Annotated in this window: 13 protein-coding genes; 5 read left to right on the top strand and 8 right to left on the bottom strand. The window is 63.3% G+C overall.

Translation table 11 applies throughout. The annotated features are described in order from the left end of the window. The first annotated feature begins 6 nt into the window (after positions 1 to 6). The gene (locus GSQ75_RS11085; RefSeq protein ID WP_158754936.1) at positions 7 to 3,879 is read left to right on the top strand and encodes a glycosyl transferase family 36; all 3,873 of its coding nucleotides are present in this window, start codon (positions 7 to 9) and stop codon (positions 3,877 to 3,879) included. 67 nt (positions 3,880 to 3,946) lie between these two features. Here GSQ75_RS11085 and GSQ75_RS11080 read toward each other — a convergent pair whose 3' ends face one another. The 4 genes from GSQ75_RS11080 to GSQ75_RS11065 form a co-directional block, all read right to left on the bottom strand. Further along, a complete protein-coding gene (locus GSQ75_RS11080) occupies positions 3,947 to 4,834 on the bottom strand; it encodes a patatin-like phospholipase family protein (protein WP_158754935.1) in 888 nt (295 codons plus the stop codon). Positions 4,835 to 4,952: 118 nt separating this feature from the next. Further along, positions 4,953 to 5,681, bottom strand: coding sequence for a cytochrome c biogenesis protein CcdA (locus GSQ75_RS11075; protein ID WP_158754934.1), 729 nt, complete (start codon positions 5,679 to 5,681; stop codon positions 4,953 to 4,955). After that, entirely contained in the window at positions 5,681 to 6,055 is a 375-nt protein-coding gene (locus GSQ75_RS11070; protein ID WP_158754933.1) for a thioredoxin family protein, read from the bottom strand. Before GSQ75_RS11070 ends, GSQ75_RS11075 begins: the two co-directional genes overlap by 1 nt. A gap of 138 nt (positions 6,056 to 6,193) precedes the next feature. Then, positions 6,194 to 6,655, bottom strand: a complete 462-nt coding sequence (locus GSQ75_RS11065) for a DoxX family protein (protein ID WP_254058537.1) — start codon at positions 6,653 to 6,655, stop codon at positions 6,194 to 6,196. Positions 6,656 to 6,940: 285 nt separating this feature from the next. On the opposite strand from GSQ75_RS11065, the gene GSQ75_RS11060 reads away from it, so the two are divergent. The 4 genes from GSQ75_RS11060 (at position 6,941) to GSQ75_RS11045 (ending at position 9,929) form a co-directional block, all read left to right on the top strand. After that, positions 6,941 to 7,216 carry a hypothetical protein gene (locus tag GSQ75_RS11060; protein ID WP_158754931.1) on the top strand — a complete coding sequence of 92 codons (276 nt, stop codon included), beginning with the start codon at positions 6,941 to 6,943 and terminating at the stop codon, positions 7,214 to 7,216. A gap of 76 nt (positions 7,217 to 7,292) precedes the next feature. Further along, positions 7,293 to 8,144 carry a DUF692 domain-containing protein gene (locus GSQ75_RS11055; RefSeq protein ID WP_158754930.1) on the top strand — a complete coding sequence of 284 codons (852 nt, stop codon included), beginning with the start codon at positions 7,293 to 7,295 and terminating at the stop codon, positions 8,142 to 8,144. Beyond that, positions 8,141 to 8,920 carry a DNA-binding domain-containing protein gene (locus GSQ75_RS11050; protein ID WP_158754929.1) on the top strand — a complete coding sequence of 260 codons (780 nt, stop codon included), beginning with the start codon at positions 8,141 to 8,143 and terminating at the stop codon, positions 8,918 to 8,920. The genes GSQ75_RS11055 and GSQ75_RS11050 overlap by 4 nt, the downstream gene beginning before the upstream one ends. Before the next feature lie 88 nt (positions 8,921 to 9,008). Then, the gene (locus GSQ75_RS11045; RefSeq protein WP_158754927.1) at positions 9,009 to 9,929 is read left to right on the top strand and encodes an AraC family transcriptional regulator; all 921 of its coding nucleotides are present in this window, start codon (positions 9,009 to 9,011) and stop codon (positions 9,927 to 9,929) included. A 115-nt stretch (positions 9,930 to 10,044) separates the two neighbouring features. On the opposite strand, the gene ntrC is transcribed toward GSQ75_RS11045, so the two are convergent. From ntrC to GSQ75_RS11025, 4 genes are all read right to left on the bottom strand, one after another. Next, positions 10,045 to 11,427 (bottom strand): nitrogen regulation protein NR(I), encoded by a 1,383-nt coding sequence (ntrC, locus tag GSQ75_RS11040; RefSeq protein ID WP_158754924.1) that lies wholly within the window; start codon positions 11,425 to 11,427, stop codon positions 10,045 to 10,047. Continuing rightward, positions 11,420 to 12,427: an ATP-binding protein gene (locus GSQ75_RS11035; protein ID WP_158754922.1), complete on the bottom strand. Its 1,008-nt coding sequence runs from the start codon at positions 12,425 to 12,427 to the stop codon at positions 11,420 to 11,422. The genes ntrC and GSQ75_RS11035 overlap by 8 nt, the downstream gene beginning before the upstream one ends. A gap of 167 nt (positions 12,428 to 12,594) precedes the next feature. Beyond that, complete coding sequence (locus GSQ75_RS11030; RefSeq protein WP_158754921.1) at positions 12,595 to 14,184, bottom strand: GMC family oxidoreductase; 1,590 nt, start codon at positions 14,182 to 14,184, stop codon at positions 12,595 to 12,597. 39 nt (positions 14,185 to 14,223) lie between these two features. Further along, the gene (locus tag GSQ75_RS11025) at positions 14,224 to 15,075 is read right to left on the bottom strand and encodes an SDR family oxidoreductase (protein WP_216840668.1); all 852 of its coding nucleotides are present in this window, start codon (positions 15,073 to 15,075) and stop codon (positions 14,224 to 14,226) included. Positions 15,076 to 15,187: the final 112 nt, after the last annotated feature.

The following is a 15,187-nucleotide window of genomic DNA, read 5'->3' as shown; positions in this document are numbered from 1 at the left end:
CGATCCATGCCATCCCCCTCTTCGCGCACCATCAACCCGCGCCAGCACGCCCTGCTGTCGAACGGTCATTACAGCGTGATGCTGAGCAGCAGCGGCTCCGGCTACAGCCAATGGCATGACCTGGCGGTGACGCGCTGGCGCGAGGATCCCACCCGCGACCCCTGGGGCAGTTACCTGCTGCTGCGTGATGAGGACAGCGGCGCGGCATGGTCGGCCAGCCAGCAGCCGCTGGGCCTGCGCATGCCGGATGACGCGGTGGTGTTCAGCGCCGGTCGCGCCAGCTTCAGCCGTCGCCACCACAGCCTGCACAGCGTGCTGGACGTGGCGGTGGCCCATGATGCCGACATCGAACTGCGCCGCCTCACCCTCAGCAATCACGGCGATCGCACGCGCACGTTCTCGATCACCTCGTATGCCGAGCTGGTGATCGGCCCGATCGGTGCCGACAACGCGCATCCGGCGTTCTCCAAGATGTTCGTCGAGACCGAATGGGATGCCGCGCATGGCGTGTTGCTGGCCACCCGGCGGCGGCGCGCGAGCAGCGAGGCCGAAGTGTGGGCGGGGCACGCGCTGCAGGTGGTTGGGCAACCGGCTGACGCCACGCCTGAATACGAAACCGACCGCGCGTGTTTTCTAGGGCGTGGCCGCACGCTGCGCCAGGCGCAGGCGATGCAGCCGGGTGTCGCGCTGTCGAACACCAGCGGTTGCGTGCTCGATCCGGTGTTCAGCCTGCGTCGACGCGTCACGCTCGGTCCCGGCGCCAGCGTGACCTTGCTGCTGTGGACGCAGCTCGCCGACTCGCGTGAGGGTGCACTGGCTCTGGCCGCGCGACTGGGTAACGCAAATGCTGCCGAGCTGCTGTTCGCCGATGCGGCCAACCATGCCGAAGCCGAGCAGCAACGGCTCGGTATCGATGCCGCCCAGGCGGCGCGCTTTGCGCATTGGATGGACGCCGTGCTGTGCAGCGATCCAAGCCAACGCGCGGCGCCTGACGTCTTGGCGCGCGGTCACGGTGGACCACCCACGCTGTGGGCGGCGGGCATTTCCGGCGATCGTCCGATCGTGCTGTTGAGTCTTGGCCACTCGGACGCGCTGCCACATGTGCAGGAGCTGCTGCTGGCGCAGGATTGTTGGCGCAGCCAGCGGCTGGCGGTCGACGTGGTGCTGTTGAACACCGCCACCGGTACCGATGGCGATGCACTGCAAAGCGTGATCGCGTCACTGGTGAGCACGCAACAGGCGCTATTGAAAGCCAGCGATCAGTTGCCCAAGGCCGAGCTGTTTGCACTGCGTGACAACGCGATCAGCGATGACCTGCGCAACGGCCTGCTGACGGTGGCCCGTGTGGTGCTCGACGACGCGCCGCCCACACCCACCTCCGCCACAGCAGCAGCGATCGCAATACCGGTGGCCATCCGCGCGAGTACACCCGCCGCTGCGGCCACCACGGCGGCCGCTGGCCAGCCGGAGTTCGCCAACGGCCATGGCGGCTTCAGCGACAACGGACGCAGCTATCGCATCGACCTCGACGACGAACACCCCACGCCGGCGCCGTGGGTGAATGTGATCGCCAATCCCGCGTTCGGCTTCCTGGTCTCGGCCGAAGGCGGCGGTTATGCGTGGTCGCTGAACAGTCAGCAGAACCCGCTGACGCCGTGGCCGAACGATCCGGTCAGCGACAGTCCGCACGAGGCGCTGTACCTGCGCGACGAAGACACCGGCGTATTGTGGAGTGCCACCGCGCTGCCGATCCGCGTGGATGGCGCGAAGTACACGACCACCCATGGCAAGGGCTGGAGCCGCTTCAACAATGACGCACATGGTATAGAGCTGGAGCTGACCCAGTGCGTGCCGACGAACGATTCGATCAAGCTGTCACGACTCCGCCTGTGCAACCGCTCAGGTCGGGCACGTCGGCTGTCCATCACCGGCTATGTCGAGTGGGCGCTGGGCGCGAACGGCACCACGCCGGCGCCCTACGTGATCACCTCGCGCGATGAGCCAACCGGCGCGCTGTTTGCGCGCAACCCGTGGCGCGCGGATTTCGGCGACCGCGTGGCATTCATCGATCTAGGCGGTCAGCAGCATTCGATGAGCGGCGATCGTCGCGAATTCCTCGATCCGCTCGGCACGATCGCGCGACCGGCCGTGCTGCGTGACGACCGACCGCTATCCAACCGGCTCGGTGCCGGGCTGGATCCGTGCGGTGCGCTGCAGACGCGGATCGAACTGCCACCGGACACGCAGATCGACATCGTCTTCATGCTCGGCGATGCGGGTTCCGAGGCCGATGCACAGGCCCTCATCATCAAATACCGCGCAACCGATATCGACAGCGTACTCGCCGATGTCGCCACGCAATGGAATGGCCTGCTCGACACGGTGCAGGTGCGCACGCCGGATCGGGCAATGGACATCCTGCTCAACGACTGGCTGCTGTACCAGGTGCTCGGTTGCCGGCTGTGGGCGCGCACGGCGTACTACCAGGCCAGCGGCGCGTATGGCTTCCGCGATCAGCTGCAGGACGTGATGGCTTTGTGCGTCGGCCGCCCCGACCTCGCGCGCGAACACCTGCTGCGCGCCGCCGGCCGCCAGTTTGCCGAAGGCGACGTGCAGCACTGGTGGCTGCCGCCGGGTGGCCAGGGTATCCGCACGAAGATCAGCGATGACCGCATCTGGCTGGCCTATGTCGCCATGCACTATGTCGGCGTGACTGGCGACAGCGCGGTGCTGGATGACGTGCTGCCGTTCCTCACGGGCCAGGCAATTCCTGAAAGCGCCACCGATGCGTTCTTCCAACCGGCGGCCTCAGACCAGCGAGTCTCGATCTACGAGCATTGCGCCCGCGCGCTGGATTCCAGCCTCACCCGCGGCGCCCACGGCCTGCCGTTGATCGGCACCGGCGACTGGAACGATGGCATGAATGCGGTCGGCGAACAGGGTCGTGGTGAAAGCAGCTGGCTGGGCTGGTTCCTGCTGTCCACTATCGCCGCGTTCGCGCCCTGTGCGACGCAACGCGGCGAAAATGAGCGCGCCGGGCGCTGGCTGGATTACGCCGACAATCTGCGCACGGCGCTGGAACAAGCCTGGGACGGCCAGTGGTATCGGCGCGGCTATTACGACGACGGCGCACCGCTCGGCTCGCATACCAGCGACGAATGCCAGATCGACACCATCGCGCAATCTTGGAGCGTGATGGCTGGTGCGCGCGACCACGCATATGCGGCACAGGCGATGGCTTCGGTCGACCAGCTACTGGTCGATCACGAGCACCAGATCGCGCGCCTGTTCACCCCGCCGTTTGATCACAGCAAGGAAAACCCCGGCTACATCAAGGGCTATCCGCCCGGCGTGCGCGAGAACGGCGGCCAGTACACGCATGGCGCGACCTGGTCGATCTTCGCGTGGGCGAAACTCGGCGACGGCGACCGTGCCGGCGGCCAGTTCGACCTGCTCAATCCGATCCGGCACAGCGACAGTGCCGCAGCCGTGGCACGCTACAAGGTGGAACCATATGTCGCCTGCGCCGATGTCTATTCGGTGGGCGCACTGACCGGCCGCGGCGGCTGGACCTGGTACACCGGTTCCGCTGCGTGGCTGTATCGCGGTGGACTGGAGGCAGTGCTTGGCTTCCATTTGCAGGGCGACAAGCTGCGCATCGATCCATGCATCCCGAGCGAATGGCCGGGCTTCCAGCTCAGCTATAAACATCGCGGCAAGCAGCATGTAAGCCGTTACGAGATCAGCGTGGAGAATCCGGGCAAAGTTTGTCGTGGTGTGACGAGCGTTGAACTGGATGGCCGAATGCTGGCTGCCGGCGATGCCATGGCGCTGGTTGATGACGGCCAGACGCATGCGGTGCGCATCGTGCTCGGATAGCTATCCTGTTCGCCGTATCCATCGTGATGGTCATCACTTCTGATACCTGCCCGTCGTGGGCCGATCATCATGAATGACGGTGTTCGCGTAGCTGCCTCGGTACAGCCGCACAATCCAGACCACCGTCATCCAGCCATTGCCGTGTGCATGCTTTCGCCTGGGCGATGAGTGTGTGTGCCACGGAATAGTCATACGGCGATGTTTCGAGTGGACACAGGCTGGGTACGATCCGCAGTTCGACCATGCTGTCTGCAAACCGCTCCGCATCGTGCACCAGCTGACGTGATACCAGCAGACTGAGTGCATGCATCGCGCGTGCGATGGCCCCGCTTGGCATCTGGTTGAGCGCGCAGGCAAAGCCCGTGGGCAGCACGATGATGCGTGTTGCGCCAAGTTTCACTGCCGTGGATATTGGCGTGTTGTTGGCGACACCGCCGTCGACCAGTAAACGCGCGTCGATCTGCACGGGCGGAAAAACGCCTGGGATCGCCGTGCTCGCCAGGACTGCATCAATCACTGATCCTGACGACAGCAACACTTCATGTCCGGTCAACATATCGGAGGCCACGATGTGAATCGGCATGGCTGCTTCTTCCAGTCGTCGATACGGCAGATGTCGCTCCAGCAGGCGTCGCAGCGCATCCGATTCCACCAGATAATCGCGACGGCGCAGCAAGCCGAGCACGCTGCGCAGGTTGAATGGAAAAACATCCTGGCGGCGAAGCGCACACCAGAGCCGTTCCAGCTTGTCGGCCCCCGCACAGGTAGGATCCGCAGCGAAATAAGCCGCATTGATGGCGCCTGCCGACGCGCCCACCAAGAACGCAGGCGTTTCGCCCCAGTCGAGCAGAGCCTGCAACATGCCCACCTCCACTGCACCAAGACTGCCGCCACCGGCGAGGACAAAGGCCGTTCGCTGTGCTGTCCTATCGATGATCGCGCTGGTATCCGTCATTCCAGTCACCTGCATGAACCGATGTCGCGTCTGATCCGATCAGACGCTTGAGCACTCAGCCCCGGCATGGTCTTCACCTCAACCTGCCAAGGTGTTATCCCGCTGCAAAAGCCGCCCGTTACAGTGAAGTCGTCAACCGCGTCAGCCAGTCGGGACTGATCGAGAGAAGGAGCGCTTCGAGCTTGCGATCGAAGCCGGTCAGGATGAGCGTGCCGAGGATCACGAACAGGCCACCCATCACGGCTTTTGCGGCATGCCCGAACGAAGACAGCGAGCCGCGAATTCGCATCATGGTGGCATGCGACAGGCCACCCAGAAGAAGAAGTGGCAAGCCTGCACCGAGCCCGAACACGAGCATGAGCAAGGCGATCTGCCCGAGATCCCGTCCTTGTGCCGCAAGCGTGGAAGCGGCGCCAAGCGTCGGCCCGACGCATGGGCTCCAGACCAGACCCAGCAGCAATCCGATCGCGAACTGGCTCGGCAGGCCTTCGCCCTTGATCGAGGCGAGGGCGTGCTGCCCACTGGAACCGATGCGTGCGCTGATGGTGGCAAACGCCAGCTGCAGCCGTTGGGACAACATCACCACACCGAACAGCACCATCAGCGTGGCCGCCACGCGGCGCAGTGTCTCTGTACCCAGACCAATCGATGCGCCTAACGTGGAGATGAAAATCCCAACCACGGTAAACGACAGGGCCAGCCCGAGTGCCAACGCCGCCGTGCCGAGACGGTGTTTGGACAGTGCCGAGGCGATCAGGATCGGCAGGATCGGCAATACGCAAGGCGACAGGATCGAAGCGGCGCCGGCCAGGAAACTCACCGCATAAGTGGCGAGGCCAAATTCCATCACAGCGCCTTCTGCAAAATTGCGCGGATCGCCGGCTCCTGCGTCTGCCCGGTGGAACGCGAAACTTCTTGGCCGCCTTTGAAGACCACGAAGGTCGATTGCTGGCTTACGTTCAGCGTTTTTTCGAGCGCGGTTTCGGTGTCAAAGTCAGCTTCGAAGATCGTCACCGCCTTGAGCTGCGGTTCCGCCGCGAGCCGGGCCACGATGGGCTGTTGCACCCGGCAGGTCGGGCACCAGTCCGCATGGAAATAGACCACGATCGGCTGGCCGGCGGCCTTGGCCTGGTCGAACTTTGCCTGGTTGAAGGGCACCTCGTTTGCCATGGCGCTGCATGTCAGCAACAACAGGAACACGCTCAAGAGATATTTTTTCATGATGACGGCTGCCCTCGTGATTTTTTCAATATGCGGCGACGTGGTGCATCCAATCATTCGTCAGATGAATGCATCGGGTTACCAATCACGCCGTCGATGCGATGGCACTGCAACTCGCAGGCGCATGTGCCTATGCAATCAGCCCTGCGTGCGAATACCGAGCCAGCGCGCCACCAGCGTGTCGAGACTGGCCTTGCCCGGTCCGGCGACGAGCAACCAGAAGAAGATCAGGCTGTAGACCACCTCATCGGCCTCGACGTAATCGTCCAGCCCCATCAAGTTGGCTGACACCACCAGGGTGACCGCGACGGCCATGTTGATAATCATCGGAATGCAGACGAGACGAGTGAACAAGCCAAGCAGGATAAAGAGGCCACCCAGCAGCTCGGTCCAGGCCGAGAGTGCCGCATTGAAGGCTGGATGGGGAATGTGCCAGCCGACAAAGCGCTGGGTGAAGCCATCCAGATTCTGCACTTTGGCGATGCCTGTCTCGAGCCAGAAATAGCCGAATACCAGGCGCACAACGAGAGGGCCGACCCAGCGGTTGGCGTGAAGCAATTCGAGCAAACGTGAAGCCTTGTCAGCGATGAACTGGCGCATCGTAAAGTCCCTTAAACATGACGAGTCGGCATCTTGTGTGCGTACGGGCACCGCCGCCATGTTCGTGCGTCCATGCTTTCTTGCCGCGCGTCCGGCTCTTCATCCAGTCACTCGCTACCGGACGATCAGACACAAAAACGGGATGTACGGGAACAGCCAGCCCCCCTCCGACTGTCGATGATGTGCTCGTCGGGGTCGGCTCAAGGCGACAAAGCAGCCCAATCCGGCAACACATCTCCCATGCCGCATTTGATTGCGGCCCATACGACTTACCAGGAGTTACCCATGAAAACCAACAAACTCAGCGGTGCCGCAATGGCCGTGATGGTCGCCGGCCTGTTTGCCATGAGCTCGATGTCGTCGGCTGTCGCCTCCCCTAGCGGCGCGAGTGATTCCGCAGCGGTCAAATGCATGAACTCGTCATCCTGCAAGGGCCATGGCGCATGCAAGCAGGCCAGCAACTCGTGCAAGGGTCAGAACTCCTGCAAGGGCCAAGGCTTCACCATGCAGAAAACTCAGGCGGACTGTAGCGCTGCCCAGGCGGCCAACAAGACTTCCTAATTGGCCCGACGGGGCTTTCCGGCTCTGTCAGCGGAAAGCCCCTTCCTCCCGCATCTCTATGCAGCCTGCCGAAGCCATGACTATCGAGAAAAACGCTGATCGCTTGCCCTATCTCGGTTACGGCCTTGGCCTGCGCGTCGAGCATTACGAAAGCCTGCTCGAGGAACCCGGCAACGTCGAATGGCTGGAAATCGTTTCCGAGAATTACATGATCCCCGGCGGCCGCCCACTGGTGTGGCTGGACAAATTCCGCGAGCGCTTTCCACTGGTGATGCATGGCGTGTCGATGTCGATCGGCGGCACCGATTCGCTGGACGAGGGTTATCTTGCGCGGCTCTCGGCGCTCGCCCGCCGCGTGGAACCGGCATGGATTTCCGATCATCTGTGCTGGACCGGCGTGCAGGGCATCAATCTGCACGACTTGATGCCGCTGCCTTATACCGAAGAGGCCCTGACGCATGTGGTCGATCGCGTCCGCCGCGTGCAGGACGTGCTGGGCCGGCGCATCCTGCTGGAAAATGTTTCAAGCTACATCAGCTTTGCCGACGCACAGTTGACGGAATGGCAATTCCTGGCGGCGGTGGCCGAGCGCGCCGATTGCCTGATCCTGCTGGATATCAACAACATTTATGTCAGCGCGCACAACCATGGGTTTTCGCCGCTGGACTACCTGGATGGCATCCCGGCGTCGCGCGTCCAACAGTTCCATCTGGCCGGTCATGAACATGGCGAGAAGCTGCTGATCGACACGCACGATGCACCGATCGTCGATGACGTGTGGAACCTCTATGTCGAGGCAGTACGTCGATATGGCATGGTCTCGACGATGATCGAACGCGACGACCATATGCCACCCCTCGCCGAGTTGCTGATCGAACTCGATTGCGCGCGCTTGCTGGCCAAGCCCCTGCTGCGAGCAGCGGCATGAGCCATCTGCAGGCGCTTCAGCAACGCATGCTGCAAGCCGTGCTTGCCGACAGGCCGCCACAGTCGCGGGATCTGCAGGATGATGCTCGCGCGGATACCTCGACTCGTCTGGCAATCTATCGCAACGGTTACCGCGTGCGCCTGCGTGATGCACTGGCCACCGAATTTCCCGGCCTGGGCGTGATGATGGGCCGGCGCTTCGGCAGCTTGCTGGACCGCTATGTCGAGGCGCACCCGTCCGGGCACTACAACATCCGCTGGCACGGCGCAGGCGTCGCGGCCTTCCTGGAATATGGCCTGCCCTGGCGCGACAAGCCCGCGCTGGCCGACATGGCACGCCTGGACTGGGCCATCTCCACCTCGTTTGATGCCGCCGATGAACCGGTGCTTGCCGCTGCCGACCTGGCCGGCGTATCCGCCCATGCGTGGGCAAATCTGCACCTTCTTCTGCAAAACCACCTGCAAATCCTTTCCACCCACTACAACGTCGATGCTTTTCGCCGTGCGGCGGATCGCAACGACAAGCGCCCACGAATGCGTCGTCATGACGCGGCGCGCCACCTGCTGGTCTGGCGGCAAGCGCTGACCGTGCACTACCGCTCCATCGGGATGGACGAATTGTCTGCACTGAGCGGCGCGATCAAGGGCGAGCCATTCGCTGCCCTCTGCGAGCGCCTCTCCGAGTATCACGATCCTGCAGATGCCTTGCCGCGCATGGCCAGCTTCCTGCATCGATGGCTGGCCGACGGCCTTATCAGCCGGTGGCTACTGGACTGAGGCATCCAACGGCCCCAGGGGCGATGTAACCATCCGCGCGTCCTTGGCGAAAGAGGCTATGAGAGCCACTCGCCGGAAGGACACACCTGTGTATATCGAACCCAATCCAATGCTGGCTGGCGAACCTCGACCACCGCTGATCGAGCCGGCACTCGAGTCGCTGCTGAATCAATCGATGCTGTGCGTGGCCGTCGTTGCCGAGCTGCATCGCTGCGGCTCGTGGTTTCTCGATGGACCACGCTATCACTGCGGACTGTTCCATCTGGTCGGTGCCGGTCAATGCAAAGTCGAATGTGCCGCGCTCGGCCACGCTGTGCAGTTGGAAGCCGGCGATCTGGTCGTGTTTCCGCAGGGCGATCCGCATCGATTGAGCGTCGATGGGCAGGCGCTCCTGGAAGATGCCGGCCGGACCAGCCTTATCTGCGGTGAAATGAGATTTTTCGGCAACGCGCATCACCCGCTCAGCCATGCGCTGCCGGCGTGCTTCGTGGTGCGCTCGAAGGATGCCGGAAACACATTCCAACAGCTGTCGACCATGATGGTTGAGGTGGTCAATGCGGGCCAGGGCGGTCGACAGGTACTGCTTAACAAGCTTGCCGATGCTATGTTCACGCTCGCCGTCTGCGACTACGCCAAGCGTGCCGGTGAACGACGCGGTTTGTTCGCCGCCGTAGCCGATGCACGCATCAGCAAAGTATTGCAGGCAGTGCATGAAACCCCTGGGGACCCATGGACCATGCAAGCGATGGCTGGGCTCGCCTGCATGTCACGTTCGGCCTTCGCGGAACGCTTTACCCAGCTGATGCAGATACCGCCGATGCAATACGTCACGCAATGGCGGGTGAGCGTTGCCGAACAGTTGCTGCGCGACCGGCAGCAATCCGTGGCTTGCATTGCCGAACAATTGGGTTATAGCAGCGAAGCGGCGTTTCGGCGCCTTTTCAAGCGCGTCAGCGGCATTTGTCCTGGCCGGATACGTTCGGATGCCGTCAGCCCTGCGCTGAACTAGGCAGCGGATTTTCGTCTAATCCGCCATCCCATTCGCGTATGGACATCGGCTGCTGCCCTGCAGTAGCCCAGCCTGCTGGCATCACCATGTCCATGCCAGGTAGGTGAGGTAAAAGCTAGCGCCTGCGCGTACGCGACGCGCCCAGCTTGCGGGTAAGCGTGTTGCGCCCCACGCCGAGTGCCTGCGCAGCGTTCTGGCGATGGCCTTCGCTGGCCAGCAGTGCCGCCTGCAACAAAGTCTGGTCGAGCGCCTCGCGGGCGCGGGCATGGATATCCGCGTCGCCCTTGGCCAGCGCCTCGACTGCCCACTCGCGCAAGGCATCGGTCCATTCGCCGCTGCCTGAGGCACCCGCGACGGTGGCCCCCAGATCAGCCGGAAGAATCTCCGCACCTGGTGCAATCACTGCCATGCGCCGGCACAGGTTTTCCAGCTCACGCACATTGCCGGGGAAGTCGCGCTGCGCGATCAGCTTGAGTGCTGCACGCGAGAAGCGCTTGGGCGCCAGTTTCAGTTCCTGCGTCGTCGCCGCGAGGAAGTGCTGCGCCAGCAGCGGGATGTCGCTGCGCCGTGAGCGCAATGGCGGAAGTTCGATACGTATCACGTCGAGCCGATGCATCAGGTCGGCGCGGAACTGCCCGGCGGCCACGCGCGTGGCCAGGTCCTGATGAGTGGCGGCGACGATGCGCACGTTGCCGCGAATCAGTTCACGCCCACCGACACGGTAGAACTCACCGCCGGCGAGCACGCGCAACAACCGCGTCTGCAGCGCCAGCGGCATGTCGCCGATCTCGTCGAGGAACAACGTGCCACCTTCGGCCTGCTCGAAGCGGCCCGCGTGGCGGCGCGTGGCGCCGGTGAACGCGCCGGCCTCATGACCGAACAGTTCGCTCTCCAGCAGTTCGCTGGGAATCGCCGCGGTGTTCAACGCGACGAAGGCTTTGCCGCGCCGCGCGCTTTCCTCGTGCAGCGCGCGTGCCACCAGCTCCTTGCCAGTACCGGTCTCGCCGGTGATCAACACGTTGAGGTCGCTCGCCGCGACGCGGCCAATCAGGCGGAATACCTCGCGCATCGGCGCACTCTCGCCGAGCAACGCATGGTTCGATGCGACGGCATTGCTGGCCACGACCGCCGGCGCGGCGGCGCTGGCCAACGCGCGCTGCACCACCGCGACCGCCTGATCGAGATCGAACGGCTTGGCCAGGTAATCCACCGCGCCGGCGCGATACGCCGCCGCAGTGGTGGCGACATCGGTGTAAGCACTCATCACGATCACCGGGCCGATGCCTTGCGCCTGCAATTCGGTCAGCAGGCTCAAGCCATCCTCGCCTGGCATGCGCACGTCGGTAAGCAACAGGGCTGGCCGTGCTTCCTGCAACGCCGCACGTGCACTGGCGACCTCGCCGAATTCGCATACCGCGAGGCCGGCATCACGCAAGGCCTCGGCCAGCACGAAACGCACGCCGCGATCATCGTCGACGATCCAGATTTCTTCAGTCATGTGCGCGTTCCAGTGGCAGATATAAGGAGAACACCGTTTCGCCCGGTCGACTCGTGCAGCGCAATTCGCCGCCGTGCTCGTGCGCTATTTCGCGCGACAGCGCCAGCCCGAGACCGGTGCCATCAGCGCGACCGGACACCAGCGGCTGGAACAGCGTATCGCGCAGCTGTGCGGGCACACCGCTGCCGTCATCGATCACATCCACCCGCAACGCCATGCGCAGCACGCGCTCACCCAGGCGCACGCCATGTTCGACCCGCGTACGCAGGGTAAGCGACTGCGCGTCCGCTTCCAGTGCATTGCGCGCGAGATTGAGCAGCACCTGTTGCAAGCGGCCCGCATCACCGAGCAGATCCGGCACGCTGGGGTCGTAATCGTGACGCAGCTGTGGCGGCGAAGGCTCGGCCTGCAACAGGTCGGTGAGCCGCTCCAGCAGCTGATGGATATTCACCGGACCGAACTGCGGGGCGCCGTCGTGATGCAGCAGGCGGTTGGCCAGCGTGCCGAGGCGATCCGCCTCGTCGATGATCAGTCCAGCCAACGCCTGCAGATCCTCGCTGCCGACCCGCCGCTGCAACAGCTGCGCCGCGCCGCGCAGACCGGCCAGCGGGTTCTTCACCTCATGCGCAAAACCGCGCAACGTCGCCGACAACGGCGAACTGGTCAACAGCGGCGCGGCCAGTGCATGCACTTCCAGCAGCAGGCCGCCATCGAGCGGCTGCAGCGCGATATCCGCGGTCATTTCGCGGCCACTGGCCGTCACCAGCGAAATCCCGCGCCATTGTTGCGGCCGCTGTTCCGTCAGCACCCTCGCCGCCTGCACCAACCCCTCTGGATCAGCGAGCAACAAGCCCAGTGACTGCCCCACCGCCGTGCGCGGCCCCAGCTCCAGCCATTCGGCCAACGCGGGATTGATCCACTGCAGGCACAGCCCGGCATCGACCCGGGCCAACCCGGTCGCCATCTGCTCCGCCCATGCACGCCATGCCGTCTCGCTCATTGCACCATGATGGTTAATGCGTCGATTTGGTGCAAATACTGCCTGTCAGTTGCTGCTGGGCGGAAAGGCACTAATGGACAGAACTCCATAGTTTGTACGTCATGCGCAGACTTTGGAGAACAGGTCGTCGAGGCTGTTACCGTCGGACATCGATGAATTTCTTATGGTCAAGGTGCTTTGGTACTGGCTGATGAACCTAGTCGATGCTTTATGCGGTCCGCCACCCGTAGGGCATTGGCGATGATGGTCAAGGTCGGATTCACGGCGCCGATCGACGGAAAGAAGCTGGCATCCGTGAGGTAAAGATTGTCGAGCTCGTGCGTCTTGCAATCGAGATCGAGAACGGAGGTCGCAGGGTCCGTGCCGAAGCGCGCCGTCCCGGCCTGATGCGCGGTGCCGCCGATCGGGATGTTCTTGCCGAGGTAGAGGCTGCGTTCCAGCAGGACAGGATGCGCGCCGGCCTTGCTCAGCATCTGTTCGAGCTTTTTCTTCAGGCGATGGTGCGCTTCCATGTTGCCTTCCGTGATGTCGAGCACGACGCGCTCGCCGTCATAGGAAATGCGATTTTCCGCGCGCGGCAGATCTTCGCTGGACAACCAGAAGTCCATGGAATGTCGCGCCATTTGTTCGAACGGCATTTTCGGCACCCATTCCAGCCAGCCCGGCAGGGCTTCGCCACGTATCTGCGCGCCGTGTGATGTGGCACACATCTGGATGAGCCCGAGTGGATAGTCCCAGTCATCCGCACCGAAGTAATAGTCGCTGACGGCCAGGGTCTTCTGGAAAATCGTGTCGTTCGGTTCGCGCATCAACGCCATCAGGATGGACTGGTTGTGCCGCATGTAGTTGCGTCCCACCTGATCGGAGCCGTTGGCGAGACCCTTCGGATGCGTCTCGCTGGCCGAACGCAGCAGCAGGAGTGCCGTGGAAAGCGCACCACACGCCACTACCACGATGTCGGCCGAATAGCGTTCCTGCTGACCGTCCCGCATGACATGCGCGGCCGTGACGCTCTTGCCCGTGGCATCGGTTTCCAGCCTGGACACGTAGGCGCCGGTCAACAGGGTCAGGTTGGAGTGCGCCTTGAGCGCAGGATCCACGCACATGACCTGGGCGTCGGCCTTGCCGTTGAGCAGGCAGGGAAAACCATCGAACGCATCGCAACGTATGCATATGCTGGTTGACGTTGGCTTGCCGTTTTTCTCGTCGAGCAGGATGCCCAGCGGCAGGTGGAATGGATGCAGACCGTCCTGAGTCAGGCTTTCGCTGAGCGCCTGAATGGCCGGCTCGTGCGAAACCGGCGGATAGGGAAACGGGCTGCTGGAGGGTGGCTCGTTGGGGTCTTCGCCGCGCTGACCGTGGACGTGAAACAGCCTTTCCGCTTCGGCGTAATACGGCTCGAACGTGTCGTACTTGAGCGGCCATGCTGGCGAGATGCCTTCCTTGTGCCGGACTTCCTCGAAGTCCTTTTCGCGCAAGCGGAACAACGCTGCGCCATAGACCTTGGAATTTCCGCCCACGTAATAGTGCAGGCCCGGCTGAAAGGTCTTGCCATCCTTGTCGTACCAGGTTTCGGATGCCTGATAGGCGCCGTCGACAAACACGGTTTGCGAATCCCAGTTCGCCGGCGAGCGCGGCAGATAATCCCCGCGTTCGAGGAGAAGAATCCGCTTGCCGGTTGGCGCCAGCCTGTGCGCCAGCGCGGCCCCGCCCGGGCCGCTACCGATGACAATAAGGTCGTAGTGGGTGTCTGGCATGTTTGCTTCCGGCGCTGCTGTGATCGGTATCGGTCGTGATCAACCGCCGGTCGCGAATCCCGGGTACAACGTCATGCCGCCGTCCACGAACAACGTGGTGCCCACCACATAGTCGGATTGATCCGACGCCAGCCACACCGCGGCACGTGCGATGTCCACCGGTTCGCCGATGCGCCCGTAGGGCACCAGGGTCATCAACTGCTTATAGGCCTCGGGCGTATTCCAGGCGGAGGTGTTGATCGGCGTGCGGATCGCACCGGGCGCGATGGCGTTGACGCGTATGCGCTGCGGTGCGACCTCCTGCGCAAGGCTCTCCATCAGCATCTTGATGCCGCCCTTGGACGTGGCGTAGTTCGCGTGGCCGGCCCACGGAATTTCCTGGTGCACCGAACTCATGCAGATGATCTTCCCGGCCGCACATGAAACGGCGGGCACGACACCCCGCCGCACGAATTCCCGGACGGCCTCGCGCGCGCACAGGAACTGCCCGGTGAGGTTGATGCCCAGCACAGTATTCCACTGCGCCAGGGTCATCGCATGGAACGCCGAATCGCGCTGCAGGCCGGCGTTGTTGACGAGTATGTCGATGGTGCCGAATTGCGCGATCATCTGCCGGAACATCGCGGCCACCTGCTCTTCCGACGAGACGTCCGCCTTGTACGCCAGCGCCTGCACACCGAAGCCGCGCAATTCGTCCACCACGGCGTTGGCCGCGTCGTCGCCTTCGACGTAGTTCACCACGACATCCGCGCCGGCCTGCCCCAAGGCAATCGCCACACCGCGACCGATGCCGGAATTCGCACCGGTGACGAGTGCCTTCTGCCCCGTGAGCGTCTTGTGTATCGGCACGTTCGGCGCGGTTGACTTCAAAACGGGTACGGTGGCATTCACGCGGCAGACCTCCAGCAAGATATTGCCGGAAGCCTGTACCTCCGATCGTCGCGTAAACGTGATCAATCTCCCGATGATCGTTCGCTATTTGCCGACACTTTCTACGACGCGG

This window comes from Dyella sp. S184 (assembly GCF_009766065.1).
In the GTDB taxonomy this organism is placed as follows: domain Bacteria; phylum Pseudomonadota; class Gammaproteobacteria; order Xanthomonadales; family Rhodanobacteraceae; genus Rhodanobacter.
This window is presented reverse-complemented; position numbering and strand designations above follow the sequence as displayed.